Origin of the sequence: Nostoc sp. (assembly GCF_036917235.1) — a bacterium.
Lineage (GTDB): Bacteria > Cyanobacteriota > Cyanobacteriia > Cyanobacteriales > Nostocaceae > Nostoc.
On sequence record NZ_JBALDU010000078.1, the window covers coordinates 16,829 to 34,372 of the forward strand.

Here is a 17,544-nt window from a genome sequence, read left to right on the forward strand (position 1 = left end):
TAATACACAATGTGCAATAGACTTATTGTCTAATATTATGTCCGGGTAATTAGTTATGATTTCCATAATCACTGCACCCCACCCCCAGCCCCTCTTTGCAGGCGGGGCTACGAACTGACTTTAACTCGTCCCAATTTCGGGTCATTTACTTCCAAGACAGATGCTGCTTCGCCCCATGTAGAGGCTTCATTTAGTTTAAATTTTGCACCATGTTTTCGAGGACGACCCGAACCTTTATAAGCTGGTGGTGCACCCCATAAACACAGATTTGAACGCAACCGTACTCTTATTATCTGTGGCAATCTCAGATGTTTTCAGGATAAACGGGGCACAACCATATTCACTGTCCCAAACAGAAATCGGTCTAGAAGGCATTAGCTCGCATACTTTTTTCAGTTGTCCAACTGCTTTCTCAATCGGACTGTCTCAACTGGTGATTCGCTCATGCCTCAAAGGTAGTGCCCAACTTCCAGAATCTTCTGGAATCCAAGCTATCGTACTGTATCCCTGTCCAATCGTAATTGGTTTATTTCCTGCGATCGCATCCAACCACCAAAAAAAAACCCGTGCTACGCGGGGGTGCTACGGGGTCAAATTGCTGAAAGTATTGATAGAGGCTGCTTTTAGCTTACAACTATTGGCGGTGACACCCGGTGGTCGCCCGTTGTCTCTTTGTCCACTTTTTTACAAAATCCCACTACTACCCCCTACATTTGTTATATTTGGGACAGCATTTCAAATTAAACCTTCCTGTAGTACTGACTACTCTTCTTCCTCCGTTGCTAGGAACATTTACCCGTTGATCGCTACCGTTAGCTATATCAACTTTTATAGTAACTGTATAAGGACAGCGATTAGTTAGAACAGCTCCATTATCAACATAATCTGCTTGAACACATGGTGGCAATGGGACTCGATCGGCTACTGAACAATTATCAGCTAAAGCAGGTAATGCGCTAAATGTCAAAAAGAAAAATACTAAAGGTGTTGAGAAACGTTTTGAAAAATTCATAACATCTTTCTCTATTCTAGAACTTACGCGTTGACAAATTTTTGATTGTGTGGCAGTTATCACAGCAGACATAAATCACCTTAATAAAGTCGGGGTTTTGTATTAGCGAGGACATAAGCCTTGCTTCTACTTCTTATATCGGGGTAATGAAATCAATTTATGCACACTGCGGAAAATGAACATGGATTGTAGATAGAGTCAAGCATTTTGCCGTCGCAGTACAATTGATCCGCAAATACAGACAATGTTTCCACGCGATCAAGTGTCAAATCGTTGTAGGCTGTGGATCGCAGGGTCTACAGTCTAGCGATGAAAATAAATCGGCACGGACGCGCCAAAGTTCTAACGCAGTCAGAGATACAGCTAATCTTCAGTCATGGCTTTGACATGATATAACGCCTTCTCAATTGCGTTTCTCAGCTATTTGTCTTTTTAGTAAACGATATATCCCTTGCCCAAGTAGACTCTACTTAAGTCCACTAAACAACGAATGGGCAAACAAAGCGGCTTGAGTGCGATCGCGTAAACTCAAGCGACTGAGAATATTAGTAACATAGTTCTTAACAGTGTTTTCTGAAAGAAACAGCGATTCGGCAATTTCTCGGTTATTGGCTCCACAAGCAATTAACCGCAATACATCTAATTCTCTGGCTGTGAGTTGCGCCAATTCTGGAGGGGGTTGCACAGACGGGACAGGTGCGGTAATCGGCGTGAGGGCTTTCTCAAACAATCCCGGGCCGAGTAAGGTTTGTCCCTTGTAAACGGATAGAATTGCCAACATTAATTCATCTGGTTCGGTGTCTTTGAGCAAATAGCCCTTTGCACCCAGCCGCATCGCCTGGAAAACATACTCATCATCATCGAAGGTGGTGAGGACGAGAACTTTAATGTCAGGATATTGTTGAGCGATCGCTTTTGTGGTGGCGACTCCATCCATTACGGGCATCCGAATATCCATTAGCACAATATCGGGTTGCAGTGCGGCAATCTGTTCGAGTGCCCGTTGCCCATTTTCTGCCTCACCAATTACTTGCATCTCTGCATTCGACTCAAGCATACTCTTAAGTCCTTGGCGAATCAGATGCTGATCGTCAACTAATAAAATCCGAATCATAAGCTAAAACACCAACAGCTTTGAGAGTGGCAAGGAAACAGAAATACAGCAACCTGTTCCTAGTTGACTGTGGAGATTTAACTGGCCACCCAGTGCAACCGATCGTTCTCGCATCCCTTGTAATCCAAACCCGGTTGTATTTTGAGTGGGGTTAAAACCTCTTCCATTATCTTCGATTGACAGATGAATCATCCCAGCGTGAGCCAGAAGTTTAACGGTGACACTCGTCGCCTCGGCGTGTTTGCAAATATTTGTCAGCGATTCTTGCACAATGCGAAATAAAGCCGTGTTTACTTCTGTTGGTAAGGTGTGCGGGAGATCAATTTTACAGGATGGTTCAATACCTGTGGTTTGCTGAAAATCTGTCAGCAGCTTTTCAATAGCTGATTTGAGAGATTGCCCTTGCAAAGGATTTGAACGTAACACAGAAAGCGATCGCCGAATTTCTAACAACGCCTCAGCCCCTAGTTCTTTTGCCTGTTTGAGAAATGTCAATGCTTTATCATTATTTGATTGCCAAAACAACAGAGTATTATTAATCTGAATGGTTTGGGCGGCGAGAGTGTGTCCTAACCCATCATGAATTTCGCGGGCAATTCGATTGCGTTCTTGCAAGGTTGCCTGATCTTCAATCCGCAGGGCATACTGGCAAAGTTGTTGATTGGTGATCTCTAATTGCTGATGGGCAATTTCTAACTGCTCTCGACTTTGGCGCTCTGCAAGCAGGGCATTAATTAACAATAAAGCGAATACTAACGTTAAGCTAAACAATAATATATTACTTAATCGCCAATCCCAGGACATGGCAATCAGCTTATCTCGCATAAAATTCTCAGGTTCAATCGGTCTTAACAAAAGCAGTGTTGCATGAGAGAGCAGAGATAAACCCAAGACAACCAACTGTCCCGATCGCTTAAATATCAGACAACTCCGCATCACCAGTACCAGACACAGCAGCAAAACGGAGCGAGGAGATAAGCTATGTTGAGTCGCTGGTAGCCAAATTAAACCTAATTCCAGGGCTGTATAAAGTAATTTTCTTTCCAGCTTCACCATTGGCAGTCTCAAGCCCATCAAGCTGAAGATGGCGATCGCCAGAACTCGTAGTAGCAACGACCAAGACAAATCAAAAGGCAGCAGGACTTCCATGAACGCTGCCGTGGCTAATAACAGCCACTCTAGGTAAAGCAATAGACGAAAAGATGGGTAGGTCAAGCTAACCATAGAACTGTTCCAAATCAATGGCCTTTCTAACAAAACCATAGGTATTTTCACAATTTTAGAGGTAAATAGGTGAAGAAGGTAGGATGCTGAAAGATGGGCGCTGTTGAGATGAAACTCTCCTTTCTATATAACGAATCTGTCTCTACTATCGATAGAGCCGTTCCGACTAATTAATTATTTCTAAATTAGGAAAAAAGTCACAATAACTTGAGTACTTTTTTACTGGTCAGGTTAGGAATTCTAGCTCATGTGCAAACTCATTCCAACTTCTAAGATTAGCTGGTGTGAGTAAAGCAGTAAATTTTCAAACATCTTCTAAACAGTCATAAACCGAAATTGAGTCAGAACAGTTCTATTACACACAACAAAAACCAGAGAAGTAAATGATTAAAAAACAGATAATTTTACCAACCCTGCTATTTGCAACTATCCTAATTGGAGGAATGACAGGTTGCACCAGTTCTAAATCTCCAGATGTGTCTCAAGGAAATGACTCTGGCACAAAGGTATCTGATACTTCTACGACGAACTCTCCGACAGCGAATACGCCAGAACGCGCTCACAAGCGCGAAGAAATTCGCAAGCAAGTTGAGGCAGTTCTGACCCCAGATCAGGTAAAGGAATTGTCAACGAAATTACAAAAAGGCGAAAAAATGCGTAAAGCAGTGTTCAGCCTAAATCTTACTGCTGAACAAAAGACTAAAATTCAGGATATTTTTAAGACTGCCTATCCCCACCGCAAAGGGAAATCTCAAGATAATTCCTAGTAGTTTTATCAAAACAGAATTCAGGAGTCAGGAGTCAGAATGGGTTAAACGCCCCGCTATCGCTAACAGAAGGAATTCTCTGCGACTTATGGTATTGAGCCTTTCATTAATTGTATTCTGGATTCTGAATTCTGGATTATTCTTCAAAATTTAAAGTATGTTTAAACAAAAATTGCTCGTCAAAATAGAACTGGCTGTTATAGCCACAATCTTTGTAGGAACTAGTCTATACACTTCCAAAGCTCTAGGTAAACCACAACCTAGCTCTCAGAAACTGGTGGATGAGGTGTGGCAAATCCTAGATAAGAACTATGTTGATGTCAGCTTTAACCATCAAGATTGGCAAGCAATTCGACAGCAGTATCTTAGCCGTTCCTATAGTTCCAAGAAAGAGGCTTATGGAGCGATTGAAGAAATGGTGGCGAAATTAGGCGATCGCTACACCGAGTTTTTTGAGCCACAAGAATTTAAAGCCCTAAATAATGATATTTCTGGCAATCTCAGTGGCGTAGGATTGGAACTGGCACAGAATGAAAAAACTAAAGCCTTAACTGTTGTCGCCCCAATTCAAGGAACCCCTGCTTTTAAAGCGGGTATTTTGCCAGACGATGTAATTGTCCAAATTAATGGTCAAAAAACCCAGGGAATGAAAATTGACGATGCCGTGAAGCGGATTCTCGGTCCCGTCGGAACCAAGGTAGTACTCACGATTCAACGGGGTAGCCAGTCGGAAACTTTCAAACTTACCCGTGCCAATATTGCGATCCATCCTGTAACTTACAACACGCAAACAACGTCAGCTGGTAAAATTGGTTATATTCGTTTGCCAGAGTTTACGGCAACTGCTCCCGCAGAGATGCATCAGGCAATTCAAGCATTAGAAAAACAACAGGTGCAGGGCTACGTTTTAGATTTGCGTTCCGATCCAGGTGGACTGCTGGATGCGAGTTTGCAAATTGCCAGTATGTGGTTGAAGAAAGGTGCGATCGTGTCTTTGGTAAATCGAGACCAAGTGAAAGAAAGCTATGATGCATCGGGACATCCTCTCACCGACAAACCCTTAGTAATACTCGTTGATAAGGGATCTGCTAGCGCCAGCGAAATTCTTTCGGGAGCGCTACAAGACGACAATCGCGCCACCTTAGTCGGGACTCGCACCTTCGGTAAAGGTTTAGTTCAAGCCGTAGAGCCACTAGAAGATGGTTCGGGGCTGAAACTAACGATCGCTAAATACTACACACCGAAAGGTCGAGATATCAATCATGTCGGCATTGCCCCAGATATTAACGTGGCATTAACCGAGGCACAACAGAAAGCCTTAGTGCAAAACCAAACCTTGGGAACATTAGCCGATCCTCAGTATGCTAGCGCCGTTGCTGACCTAAGCAAATTGATTCAATCTGGGGGCAATCATGTGAGTTTACAGGGTGGGAAATGAAGGAGGCAGGGGACAGGTGGTCACTTCGACTACGCGGAAATCGAGCGAAGTCGAGATTCAGTGACCACCTTGTTCGCGGACTTGCTAACGCTGCGCTATCTACCTCTTGCCTTACTTTAACAAGCTAGGAACTGTATCTTTCTATCATGTCAACCCGCAAAGCCCAACGACTTCAAATTTGTGAACCAGTCCCAGGTTTGCAAATCTTGGTTCAACTCAGCAGCACTCCTTTAGTGCGGACAATCATAGCTATTGTTACCCACCATCAGCTAGCGATCGTTGGGCTTGTATTTGTTGCCACCTTGGTTTTTGCTATGCGGGAAAACGCCCCTTGGCTGACAGTACCTAAACAGGTAGCGATTGAATTTTTTTCTGCTGTATCCCAGTCTCTAGCTGCTTTATTGGGTGTGTTAATTGTTTTTCTCACCTTTACTAGTCAGTTGATCGCTCAAAGAAGATATGAGGACTACTATACACTTCAGATTCAGATTGACCAACTGATTCGTCTAACTCAGTCTCTTCCCCCCGAACTCAGTAATTTTGATGAAACTCTGATCGCACTGATTAACTATTTAGTTCCCTTACATTTAAAGGATTTCCCAATCTGGTCAACTAGCTCTCAGGTTCTACCTTGGGACAAGCTTTTAGATAATTTCAAGAATGAACAGGAATTGACGCAAGTACAGCAACAATACTCTTTAGCTACACATCTGCATCAACAACAAATTTTACTTGCGATCAATAACATGGAAGAAATCCTGGAAAGATTTTCTAGACTTTACAATCGCATCTTAGAGATGAGTCGTTTCATTCTCGCAATTGTAAAGTTGTCATTTCTTCTAGGAGTATCGCTTGTATTTTTGCTGTTATTTGGCATTATCGATTTGCAAAGAAAATTTCCCGATCTCAGCCTACCTGTAATTGTTTCTTTAGCAATTTGGGTATTGATTGCTCTTTTGGAACTAGTACTTGATACTTGGTTTTTTTATAAAAACCTCTATGGTTCATCGAGTCACTATCTGCACTTCTTCCCGAATAAAAAATACCCCAATTAATAGGCAGAGGCTAACTCAACATGAGTAACTTAACATCATTCCCAGATACTAAAGCTATTAACACAAGCAAAGCATCTCAATTTACAACTGATACAGTACGTGCTTATCTTCAAGAAATTGGGCGGATACCTCTGTTAACCCAAGAGCAAGAAGTTTTTTTTGCCCAACAAGTTCAGCAGATGATGAAAATACTTGCTGAATCGGAAAAACTGACTGTTGAATTAAATCGTACCCCCACACTGTCAGAATGGTCTGACCAGATGCAGTTAAGCGAGCAAGAACTACTTCAAAAGCTAAATCAAGGGAAAAAAGCCAAGCAGAAAATGATGGCGTCTAATCTCCGGCTCGTGGTGTCAATTGCCAAGCAATATCAGAGACGGAACTTAGAATTAATGGACTTAATTCAAGAAGGTACTTTGGGTTTGGAGAGAGGAATTGAGAAATTCAATCCGGCTTTAGGATACAGATTTTCAACCTACGTTTACTGGTGGATTCGTCAAGGAATTACCAGAGCGATCGCCCAACAAGGACGCGCAATTAGATTACCGATTCACATCAATGAGAAGTTAAACAAAATTAAGCGCGTTCAGCGAGAGTTATCTCAAAAACTAGGTCGCGTTCCTACAACTACCGAAATTGCTCATGCACTTTCTTTAGAGCCTAGTCAGATTCGGAAATATCTAACTTTAGCTCGTCAAACTATATCTCTAGATATTCAAGTTGGTTCAGAGAAAGATGTAAAGTTAGAAGATTTAATAGAAGATTACAGATATTCGGAGAATGGCTATACCACTGAGCAATCTCTCAATCAAGAACTTGAAGAATTATTGTCAAGTTTATCTAGACAACAACAAGAAATATTAAATTTACACTTTGGTTTGGCAGATGGAAATGAACTTTCTCTAGAACAGATTGGTCAGCGCATGGGTATTAGTCGGGAACGAGTCAGACAGATAGAAAAACAAGCTCTCCACATTCTATATCGGCAGCTAAAAAATAATAAGTAAACACAAGTAAAAAATAAAGCATTAATTACGATGGTGAGATATTTTAAGTATGATGAATTAAAAGGTATTTAACAATATTATTTGTTTGATCGGATGGAAATCAACAAAATCATCATCATTTGATAAAGCACATCGAACAAACCGGAGAAAACTAATTATTTATACCAATTTGAAAAATGATTGCGACAGACGGAAAACTAAAACACTTGTCCAATGGATGTTTCACAATCCAAAATCGTTCGACTGAGCGTAGCGTTCCGCAGGAAAGTCTAAAATCACAAATGGTATTAGATGTGCCGCCTCAAATGAAATTGGTATCAGCGGGAGTTGAGGTGATAAAGGATTTCACGGTTTTTAATTAACTAAAATGCATTGGAGGTTCTGATGAACCATGAAATTTCTAACGAGCGTTTGACTGAGAACAGCATAGAACCGGAGCTACCGCGATCGCCAAAAAAGAAAAAGATTCGTTTGGTAATTTTGGGTGTGCTGTTGCTGGCTGGGCTGGGTATTTTTGGTATCCATACAAGTGCAGCCAAGTCAGACAAAAGTGAAAAATCTGGGCGTAATAAGCAACAAGTGACACCTGTAACCGTGGCAATGGTGACACAAAAAACGGTTCCGGTGCAATTGCAGGCGATCGGTAATGTGCAAGCGGGATCTACAGTATCGATTACGCCCCAAGCTAGTGGGCGGATTATTGGAGTTTATTTCAAGAAAGGTCAAGATGTAAAAAAGGGACAACTTTTGTTTACCCTGGATGACCGATCGCAAGCTGCTGCAATCCAGCAAGCTCAAGGTACTGTAGCAAAAGACCAAGCCTCGGTACAACAAGCCAGAGACGCATTAACTAGAGATTTGGGTCAGGTAGACCAAGCCAGAGCCACTTTAGTTAAAGACCAAGCCTTAGTGCGACAAGCGCAAGCGAATTTGGCTAAGGATCAAGCGCAAGCAGAATTTGCTCAGGGACAGAGCGATCGCTATAGTGCATTGTATAAGAAAGGCGCGATTAGTTTAGATCAAGCACAGCAATACGTTTCTAATAGCAAATCGGCCACAGCAACCCTCCAAGCAGATCGAGAAGCGATCGCTAATGCCGAAGCAGTTTTGAAAAGCGATCGCGTGGCGCTGACTAATGCTGGCGCAGTTGTCAAAGGGGATCAAGCTGCGATCGCTAATGCTCAAGCCGTTGTCACTTCCGATCAAGGAGCATTAGACAATACCAAAGTGCAATTATCTTACGCCAAAATTTATGCGCCGATTGATGGTCGCGCTGGCAATATTCTGGTGACTCAGGGCAATGTGGTACAAGCCAACAGCACCACTCCACTTGTTACCATCACCCAAATTCGCCCAATTCAAGTTGCTTTTTCCATTCCTGAAACAAATCTGCCCCAGGTACAAAAGTATATGCAGAATGGCAAGCTGAAGGTAGATGTAACGTTCCCCGATAATCCATCTCATCCACTACCAGGTGCTTTGACCTTTGTTAATAATACGGTCGATAACACCACAGGGACAATTCAACTAATTGGCGACTTTGATAACACTCAAGGACATTTGTTTCCCGGTCAATTTGTAAACACAACGCTAACGTTGACCGAAAAACCGAATGCAACGGTTGTACCCAGCCAAGCCGTGCAGAATGGCCCAGATGGTCAGTTTGTTTTTGTAGTTAAGCCAGACATGACGGTGGAAAATGTTCCAGTCACAGTTAGCAGCAGCATTGATGGACTAGATGTGGTTGAGAAAGGGCCGCAACCAGGCGATAAAATCGTCACCGATGGTCAAGCAAATCTCGTTTCCGGGAGCAAAGTTCGCGTCAAAACAACCGGCAATTCCCAAGGCGGTAATGACTCAAATCAGCCCAGAAGAAATCATTCCCGTAACTCAGGCGGAGGTGAATCATGAACCTTTCGGAACCATTTATCCGCCGCCCGATCATGACGACTCTGGTGATGGCGGCGATTTTGATCTTCGGTTTCATGAGTTATCGGTTGCTGCCAATCAGCGATTTACCAAGTGTTGATTATCCCACAATTCAGGTAAGTGCTTCCCGACCGGGAGCTAGCCCCGAAACGATGGCAGCATCGGTTGCGCGTCCTTTAGAGAAGCAATTTTCTAGCATTGCTGGACTCGATTCGCTCAACTCAACTAGTACTCTGGGACAGACTCAAATTACCCTGCAATTCAACTTGAGTCGCAACATTGATGATGCGGCGCAGGATGTACAAGCCGCGATATCGGGAGCATCGGGGCAAATTGCGACAGATTTACCTAATCCTCCTACTTACAGCAAAGTTAACCCCGCAGATCAACCGATTCTCTATCTTTATCTGGATTCTCCCACACTGCCGCTTTCCCAGGTAGATAATTATGCCGAGACTTATCTGGCGCAAAAGCTATCTACAATCAATGGAGTAGCACAGGTAGCTGTCTACGGTTCCCAAAAGTATGCGGCTCGAATTCAACTCGATCCGCAGCAATTGGCAGCGCGGCAAATTGGGCTAGATCAGGTGGCAACGGCGATTCAACAGGGTAACGTCAATTTGCCTACCGGCAGTCTTTCGGGAAATCATAAGAATTTTACAGTCCAGACTAATGGGCAACTTGAGGATGCGGCTGCTTATCGCCAATTAATTGTGTCTTATAAAGATGGAATGCCCATCTATCTCAATCAACTGGGTAGGATTGTTGACAGTGTAGAAAATGACAAGGTGGCAAGCTGGTATAACAATACTCGCGCCATTATTCTCACCATTCAAAGACAGCCGGGAACCAATACGGTACAAGTTGTAGACACGATTAAAAAATTACTCCCGGATTTGCGAGAACAGATTCCGGCATCAGTAGAAATTGGGATTCTCTATGATGCGTCTCAATCAATTAGAGATTCAGTAGATGATGTCAGATTTACGTTGATTCTGACGATCGCTCTAGTTATCTTAGTAATTTTCATCTTTTTGCGGAACCTCTCGGCCACGGTGATTCCTAGTTTGGCGTTACCTGTTTCGCTGATTGGTACGTTTGCGGTGATGTATTTGTTGCATTACTCACTAGATAACCTGTCACTGATGGCGTTGACCCTTTCGGTGGGCTTCGTCGTGGATGATGCGATCGTTATGCTGGAAAATATCGTCCGTCATATCGAAATGGGGGAACGTCCCCTAGAAGCGGCGTTGAATGGGTCGAGAGAAATTGGTTTTACAATTCTATCGATGACCCTTTCCTTAGTTGCAGTCTTCATCCCCATGTTGTTCATGAGTGAAGTGCTGGGGCGATTATTTCATGAATTTGCTGTGACGATCGCAGTTGCAATTCTCGTCTCTGGTTTTGTGTCTTTGACTCTGACTCCCATGTTGTGCAGCCGTTTTCTGCGTCCTGTGGATCATGCTAATCAAAGTCGCTTATATCAAGCTTCCGAATATGTATTCGATCGCTTCCTGGGTCTCTACGATTGGAGTCTCAAAAAAGTCTTAAAATATCACCTCACCACAATGATTTTATCTGGCTTTCTATTGGCGGTGACAGTTGGGCTGTTGGTGATAGTTCCCAAGGGCTTTATTCCTAGCGAAGATACCGGACAAATTACAGGGATTACCCAAGCAGCCCAAGATGCATCCTTTGATAATCTTGTTCAGCATCAGCAAACAGTTGCTAACCTGATTCGCCAAGACCCAAATGTAGATGCAGTCAACTCCAATATTGGGGCGGGAGCTAGTGCTAGTGGCGGTGGAGCGGCAGTTGCAGCCAATTCCGGCAGTTTGTTTATTCGGTTAAAACCGCGATCGCAACGCCAACTTGGGGCTGACGAAATCGTGCAAAATTTGCGAACCAAACTCGCCACTGTTCCAGGTATCCAAGTATTCTTACAAAATCCGCCAGCGATTCCTATTGGCGCTCAACAAAGTACAGGACTTTATCAAGTTGCACTCCAGAGTTCTGATGTCAAACCCTTACAGGAATATGTTCCTCAACTTGTTACCAAGATGAAGACGTTGACAGAACTCCAGGATGTCAACAGCAATTTACAGTTTGCTTCCCAGATTCAAATTGACATTGACCGCGATAAAGCCTCAACCTATGGTATTACTGCCGAGCAAATCGAAAATACCCTCAGAAGTGCCTACGGCTCTTACCAGGTGTCAACCATCTATGCAGCGACCAATGAGTATCAGGTGATTTTGGAATTAGCACCGCAGTATCAGGAAGATATCAATGCTTTGTTGACACTGTACATTAATTCCAGCACAGGAGTGGCAGTCCCTCTCAAAACATTCGCCAAACTATCTCAGGGAGTCAGCCCGTTAATGGTCAATCATAACGGTCGGATGAACGCCGCGACCATTTCCTTTAACCTTGCGCCTGGTGTGTCCTTGGGAAATGCCAACGAAGAGATTGAAAAACTGATTGAGCAGGTGATTCCTGCCAGTATTAGCACCAGCTTTCAGGGTGCAAGTCAGGTATTTCAAAGTTCACTGCCGAGTTTGGGTTTATTGTTAGCGATCGCCATCCTCGTAATTTATCTCATCCTTGGTGTTCTCTACGAAGATTTCATTCACCCAATTACAATTCTTTCCGGTTTACCGTCAGCAGGTTTTGGGGCATTGTTAACGCTGATCATATTCCATGTTGAACTGAATGTTTATTCCTTCATCGGCATAATTTTGTTGGTGGGTATCGTCAAGAAAAACGGCATTATGATGGTGGACTTTGCTATTGAAGCCCAGCGAAATGAATTAAAAAAGCCGTCCGAGGCGATTTATCAAGCCTGCTTGGTGCGCTTCCGTCCAATTATGATGACGACAATGGCAGCGTTAATGGGAACCTTGCCCATAGCGATCGGATTTGGGGCTGGTTCGGAATCCCGCCGTCCTCTAGGGATTGCAGTTGTGGGCGGACTGGTATTTTCTCAGATATTGACTCTGTATTTAACGCCTGTGTTCTATATATATATGGAATCGTGGCGGAAAAAACTCAGTCAAGTTAAGTTCCGGCGGGTATTTTCATTTACAGGGGGGCGATCGTAATGTTCAATCATCTGAAAACCAAGACTAAATCTGATTTTCTAAATTATGAATTAAACACTTATGTCAGATATTAAAGATGCATTAACCCGAATTCATTACTGGTTTAAAGAAAATCATCCAGCAAAGATTGCATCATTGGCATCAGGTTTAACTCCATTAGAAATAGATAATGTGTTAAGTACCCTATCTTTTCAAGTATCCAAAGAAGTTCGGGAAATTTATGAATGGTCAAATGGATACCCAATGGATGGCTGTGCAGATGATTGGATATTTTATCCTATGTTTCTTCTAAGTTTAGATTCAGCAGTGTCAGAAGCTCAAACTTGGGTAGAAGAACATGAAGAAATAGCCGCGATGTATAAGTATGCAGGTAAACCTGTCTTGCCAGTCTGTATGTCAGATGTCGAGTTTTTAGCAGTTGTCGCAACAGATGATGAACAAACAACTTCTCCTGTAATTCATATCTCCGAAATTGTAGAAATTTCACTGCGATACACCAATTTAACAGCCATGATGTTGACTCTAGCAGAATCTTATGAGACTGGGGGATTGTTCATCGATGGCAAAGGTTACATAGAGAAAGATGAGAAAAAGTATGCTGCTGCATATCGAAAATACAACTCAGGAATTATAGACTTAGCTCTCGAAAGATTTCTGAAAATATTTCCTGAAGATTCCTCTTGGCAAACCGTACAACTACTTCATAACGACCTATATATGAGCAATAGCTATGGCATAGAAATTCCCCCAAGTAATCTGAAAAATAAAGTAGTTAATACTCTTCTGAATCTGCTACAAGACGAAAAATATGATTCCGGCTTTTCTGTAGTATTAGTACTCGAAGAACTTCGAGCAGTAGATGCATTAATTCAAGGACTTCAACACCCTAGTAAATGGGTTCGTAGTCGGTCGGCGTTTGCTTTAGGAAAAATCAAAGCATTTGAGGCTGTGGAATTTGTATCGCAGCTGTTAGAAGATCCAGATCCAGTTGTTAAAGAAGCAGTGAAGGAGGCGTTAGATATGTTTAGAAATCAAAGATAGGGTTGTTGCACCTATTACAGATCGATCAAATTCACGTTGAAATTATATTTAGCGATCGCATCCTCACCACATTTCTGGGATAACAAAACCCATGAACCTTTCAGAACCCTTCATCCGCCGTCCAGTCATGACCACCTTGGTGATGATCGGTATCCTCATCTTTGGTCTGATGAGTTATGTACTATTACCCATCAGCGCCCTACCCAACGTTGAATATCCTTTTATTTCTGTCTCCGCTAGTCTCCCAGGTGCTACCCCCGAAACAATGGCATCTTCAGTCGCCGCACCCCTAGAAAGACAGTTTACCGAAATAGCCGGACTCAATTCATTCAATTCCACCAGTTCCACAGGCAGCACTAACATCTCTTTACAATTTGACTTTAGCCGCCGAGTGGAAGATGCCGCCAAAGATGTACAGGCAGCCATCTCAGCCGCCGCCGGACAACTCCCCGCCGGAATGCCTCACCCGCCCACCTACCGCAAAGTTAACCCGTCTGTCTCACCAATTCTCTTCCTTTATATGTATTCTGAGACACAGCCAATCTCTACAGTAGATGAATATGCGGAGGTAACAGTTGGTCAGCCAATCTCAATGATTAATGGTGTTGCTCAGGTACAGGTTTTTGGTCAACAACAATATGCAGTCCGCGTCCAGCTTGACCCGCGAGAGTTGGCATCGCGGGGAATTGGTCTAAATCAAGTAAAAACTGCCATTCAACAGGGAAATGTCAACTTACCAACCGGCAGTCTCTCTGGTACTTACAAAAGTTATACGATTCAGGCGAACGGTCAACTTACCGATGCTGCCGGCTATCGCCAGTTGATTGTAACCTACAAAAATGGAGCGCCCGTGCGACTCCAAGATTTGGGGCAGGTGATTGACAGCGAACAAAACGTCAAAGTCTCAAATTTGTATAGCGATCGCAAAGTAACAAATCGCCATTCCGTTGTTCTCGCTGTGCAGCCGCAGCCGGGAGCCAACACGGTAAATATTGTTGATGCCATCCAAGAACTTTTACCTACACTCCGCGAGCAAGTTCCCAAATCCATTGAGATGGGGATTATGTACGATCGCTCCCAAACCATCCGAGCCTCTGTCAATGATGTGAAATTTACCTTGGTTCTCTCGGTTTGTCTCGTTGTCTTGGTGATTTTCTTATTTTTACGTGATATAACTGCGACGCTAATTCCCAGTTTGGCGCTACCTGTAGCCATCATTGGCACTTTTGCTGTAATGTATCTGTCGGGTTTCTCCCTAGACAACCTCTCCCTCATGGCGTTGACCCTTTCTGTGGGTTTTGTGGTGGATGATGCGATCGTGGTGTTAGAAAATATCGTCCGTTATCGAGAAATGGGCGAATCTCCCCTAAATGCGGCATTGAAGGGATCGAGGGAAATCAGCTTCACCATTTTGTCAATGACCCTCTCCTTAGTCGCGGTGTTCATCCCGATTATGTTTATGAGTGGAATAATCGGTAAATTATTTCATGAATTTGCCGTGACGATCGCTGTGGCAATTTTGGTTTCAGGTTTTGTTTCCCTCAGTCTCACCCCAATGTTGTGCAGTCGCTTCTTAAGTTCATCCCATCAGCAAAGACCAAATTTGTTGTATCGCGTCTCAGAACGAGCATTTGATTTACTACTGCAAGGATATGATTGGACGCTCAAGCCGATCTTAAAATACCGCCTAATGACACTCATTGGTTCTGGCATTTTGCTGGTAATGACCGTCTATTTGTTCGTCATCGTTCCCAAAGGTTTTATTCCAACCGAAGACACCGGACAACTGATGGCTAACACCAAAGGAGCGCAAGATATTTCTTTTGATGATATGCGCCTTCACCAGCAAAAGGTTGTTGATATTATTCGTCAAGACCCTAACATTGAAGCAGTTGACTCGATTGTGGGTGCAAGTGGCCCGAATGCATCAGTCAACTCTGGGCGAATTACGATTCGGCTCAAGCCACGTTCTCAACGTCAACTGAGTGCCGACCAAATCATTCAAGAGTTAACCCCCAAGTTGAGACGTGTAGTTGGCGTTAAGACATTCCTCCGTTCTCCACCAGCTATTCCCATCGGCGGGCAACAAACGAATTCTACTTATCAGTTCACATTGCAGAGTTTAAATCTGCAAGACTTGCGCCAATACGTTCCTAAACTTGTAGATAAAGTCAAAACCCTACCAGGACTCCAGAACGTTGACACCGATTTACAACTCAGCACTCCTCAAATCCAAGTCAAATTTGACCACAACAAAGCTGCAACCCTTGGCATTACCGCCCAACAAGTTGAACAAACCCTCAGCGCCGCTTATGGTTCCAGTCAGGTGTCAACTATTTATACCCCAAATGACCAATTCTATGTAATTTTGGAAGTAAAACCCGAATTTCAACGAGATCCTAGCGCCCTATCAATGCTATATGTGCAATCGAGTACAGGGAAACTTGTTCCCCTGAGTGCGATCGCAAATATTACCCAGAATGTCGGCCCTCTCACCGTTACTCACGTTGCTCAACTCCCCTCTGCAACTATCTCTTTTGATACGCTCCCCGGAACCTCTCTAAGTCAGGCTACAGATGCCATAAAGCAAGCAGCTAGTGAGATACTACCCTCAACAATTACTCCCAGTTTTCAGGGTTCAGCCCAGACCTTTCAACAGTCCTTCAACGATTTAGGCGTGCTGTTGTTGGTGTCTATTTTAGTCATCTATCTAATTCTCGGTATCCTCTATGAGGATTTCATTCACCCAATCACTATTCTTTCCGGTTTGCCTTCGGCGGGTTTTGGTGCATTACTGACGCTGCTAATTTTCCAGGTTGATTTAAATCTTTACTCTTTCATCGGCATCATTCTGCTAGTGGGCATCGTCAAGAAAAACGGTATTATGCTGGTGGACTTTGCCATTGAAACACAACGAAAGGAAGGTAAGAATTCCTTTGATGCCATCTATGCCGCTTGCTTGATTCGCTTCCGTCCGATTATGATGACGACAATGGCAGCTTTAATTGGGACACTCCCCATTGCTCTGGGGACAGGAGTCGGTTCAGAAGCGCGTCGTCCTTTAGGGATTGCGATCGTTGGTGGATTGGTATTCTCTCAGATATTGACTCTCTATCTGACTCCAGTGTTTTACATTTATATGGAGACATGGCGGAAAAAGCTGAGTATGCACAGTAGGAAAGCTGAAAAAAAGCATCTGCCAGCAGTTAAAAGTTAATGATAGTTTTGGTAAAATCGAGCACGAGTAAAGCGATCGCTTAGATCGACTTTATCCATTTTTTTCGCAACGCGATACTCCTGCGGAGTCGTTGCACGAACGCTTAAGCTGAAACCTTTGTAGGACAGTATTTTTACTTTTTTAACTTCATCGATAATCTGTGACGTGGAAAAAGTATTTGCCAAAAAGCTAGGCTTTTTGCCGGATAAAGAAAGCGAGTTCTTAATTTTGGATAAAGTCGAGCTTAGAGTCAATTACCATCGCTCGGAAACTATTTGGCAAGATTGGGTTGAAGCAGCTCTCTCAGGAAAGGTTAGAGAAAACTGATAGGTTTTATGTCATTCATTGCAACATCAGTACTTTCTGCCTTTTTTGTATTTGTTTGCTATAGATAAGACTTTTTATGACTAAACAATACAAAACACTTGAAATTTACTTGAACAAACACCTAACTATAGAAGTCTTTTTCATGCTGTGTTTCTTGAAAAAACAGTTTAATTTAGATTCATGGATAAACAACAAGTTCTGAACACGGCAAGCACACAACCAAACAGCTAAGGCTCTATTGAAAATAATACATAATATTTATTTTCATCAAACTCTAAGCCATTACATTCCAGTAAATATCGATTTAAATCG

Annotated in this window: 13 protein-coding genes; 10 read left to right on the forward strand and 3 right to left on the reverse strand. The window is 43.1% G+C overall.

Translation table 11 applies throughout. The features are described from left to right. Positions 1-107: 107 nt before the first annotated feature. Positions 108-278: a hypothetical protein gene (locus V7K44_RS22110; RefSeq protein WP_322689946.1), complete on the reverse strand. Its 171-nt coding sequence runs from the start codon at positions 276-278 to the stop codon at positions 108-110. A 17-nt stretch (positions 279-295) separates the two neighbouring features. Between V7K44_RS22110 and V7K44_RS22115 the strand changes: the two genes are divergently transcribed. Continuing rightward, positions 296-862, forward strand: coding sequence for a hypothetical protein (locus V7K44_RS22115; RefSeq protein ID WP_334934362.1), 567 nt, complete (start codon positions 296-298; stop codon positions 860-862). A gap of 616 nt (positions 863-1,478) precedes the next feature. On the opposite strand, the gene V7K44_RS22120 is transcribed toward V7K44_RS22115, so the two are convergent. Beyond that, on the reverse strand, positions 1,479-2,126 hold the full coding sequence (locus tag V7K44_RS22120; RefSeq protein ID WP_334934364.1) for a response regulator transcription factor: 648 nt from the start codon (positions 2,124-2,126) through the stop codon (positions 1,479-1,481). Positions 2,127-2,129: 3 nt separating this feature from the next. Beyond that, positions 2,130-3,350: a sensor histidine kinase gene (locus V7K44_RS22125; RefSeq protein ID WP_334934367.1), complete on the reverse strand. Its 1,221-nt coding sequence runs from the start codon at positions 3,348-3,350 to the stop codon at positions 2,130-2,132. Positions 3,351-3,733: 383 nt separating this feature from the next. Between V7K44_RS22125 and V7K44_RS22130 the strand changes: the two genes are divergently transcribed. The 9 genes from V7K44_RS22130 to V7K44_RS22170 all read left to right on the forward strand — a co-directional run bounded on the left by V7K44_RS22130 (position 3,734) and on the right by V7K44_RS22170 (position 17,232). After that, positions 3,734-4,117 carry a hypothetical protein gene (locus tag V7K44_RS22130; RefSeq protein WP_334934369.1) on the forward strand — a complete coding sequence of 128 codons (384 nt, stop codon included), beginning with the start codon at positions 3,734-3,736 and terminating at the stop codon, positions 4,115-4,117. A gap of 157 nt (positions 4,118-4,274) precedes the next feature. Continuing rightward, positions 4,275-5,555 (forward strand): S41 family peptidase, encoded by a 1,281-nt coding sequence (locus V7K44_RS22135; RefSeq protein WP_334934371.1) that lies wholly within the window; start codon positions 4,275-4,277, stop codon positions 5,553-5,555. Between the two features lie 146 nt (positions 5,556-5,701). After that, positions 5,702-6,610, forward strand: a complete 909-nt coding sequence (locus tag V7K44_RS22140) for a hypothetical protein (RefSeq protein ID WP_334934373.1) — start codon at positions 5,702-5,704, stop codon at positions 6,608-6,610. 20 nt (positions 6,611-6,630) lie between these two features. Next, positions 6,631-7,617 (forward strand): RNA polymerase sigma factor, RpoD/SigA family, encoded by a 987-nt coding sequence (locus V7K44_RS22145; RefSeq protein ID WP_334934375.1) that lies wholly within the window; start codon positions 6,631-6,633, stop codon positions 7,615-7,617. 384 nt (positions 7,618-8,001) lie between these two features. Beyond that, positions 8,002-9,528, forward strand: a complete 1,527-nt coding sequence (locus tag V7K44_RS22150) for an efflux RND transporter periplasmic adaptor subunit (RefSeq protein WP_334934377.1) — start codon at positions 8,002-8,004, stop codon at positions 9,526-9,528. Further along, complete coding sequence (locus tag V7K44_RS22155) at positions 9,525-12,647, forward strand: efflux RND transporter permease subunit (protein ID WP_334934379.1); 3,123 nt, start codon at positions 9,525-9,527, stop codon at positions 12,645-12,647. Before V7K44_RS22150 ends, V7K44_RS22155 begins: the two co-directional genes overlap by 4 nt. Positions 12,648-12,707: 60 nt before the next feature. Further along, positions 12,708-13,688 (forward strand): HEAT repeat domain-containing protein, encoded by a 981-nt coding sequence (locus tag V7K44_RS22160; protein WP_334934381.1) that lies wholly within the window; start codon positions 12,708-12,710, stop codon positions 13,686-13,688. 91 nt (positions 13,689-13,779) lie between these two features. Continuing rightward, on the forward strand, positions 13,780-16,905 hold the full coding sequence (locus V7K44_RS22165) for an efflux RND transporter permease subunit (RefSeq protein WP_334934383.1): 3,126 nt from the start codon (positions 13,780-13,782) through the stop codon (positions 16,903-16,905). A gap of 165 nt (positions 16,906-17,070) precedes the next feature. Beyond that, entirely contained in the window at positions 17,071-17,232 is a 162-nt protein-coding gene (locus V7K44_RS22170) for a hypothetical protein (protein ID WP_334934385.1), read from the forward strand. The last annotated feature ends 312 nt before the right edge of the window (positions 17,233-17,544 follow it).

Excerpts from the sequence above, each read along its gene's own strand:
- V7K44_RS22120 (WP_334934364.1), bottom strand. The coding sequence starts at position 2,126 with ATGATTCGGATTTTATTAGTTGACGATCAGCATCTGATTCGCCAAGGA.
- V7K44_RS22125 (WP_334934367.1), bottom strand. The coding sequence starts at position 3,350 with ATGGTTAGCTTGACCTACCCATCTTTTCGTCTATTGCTTTACCTAGAG.
- V7K44_RS22130 (WP_334934369.1), top strand. The coding sequence starts at position 3,734 with ATGATTAAAAAACAGATAATTTTACCAACCCTGCTATTTGCAACTATC.
- V7K44_RS22135 (WP_334934371.1), top strand. The coding sequence starts at position 4,275 with ATGTTTAAACAAAAATTGCTCGTCAAAATAGAACTGGCTGTTATAGCC.
- V7K44_RS22140 (WP_334934373.1), top strand. The coding sequence starts at position 5,702 with ATGTCAACCCGCAAAGCCCAACGACTTCAAATTTGTGAACCAGTCCCA.
- V7K44_RS22145 (WP_334934375.1), top strand. The coding sequence starts at position 6,631 with ATGAGTAACTTAACATCATTCCCAGATACTAAAGCTATTAACACAAGC.
- V7K44_RS22150 (WP_334934377.1), top strand. The coding sequence starts at position 8,002 with ATGAACCATGAAATTTCTAACGAGCGTTTGACTGAGAACAGCATAGAA.
- V7K44_RS22155 (WP_334934379.1), top strand. The coding sequence starts at position 9,525 with ATGAACCTTTCGGAACCATTTATCCGCCGCCCGATCATGACGACTCTG.
- V7K44_RS22160 (WP_334934381.1), top strand. The coding sequence starts at position 12,708 with ATGTCAGATATTAAAGATGCATTAACCCGAATTCATTACTGGTTTAAA.
- V7K44_RS22165 (WP_334934383.1), top strand. The coding sequence starts at position 13,780 with ATGAACCTTTCAGAACCCTTCATCCGCCGTCCAGTCATGACCACCTTG.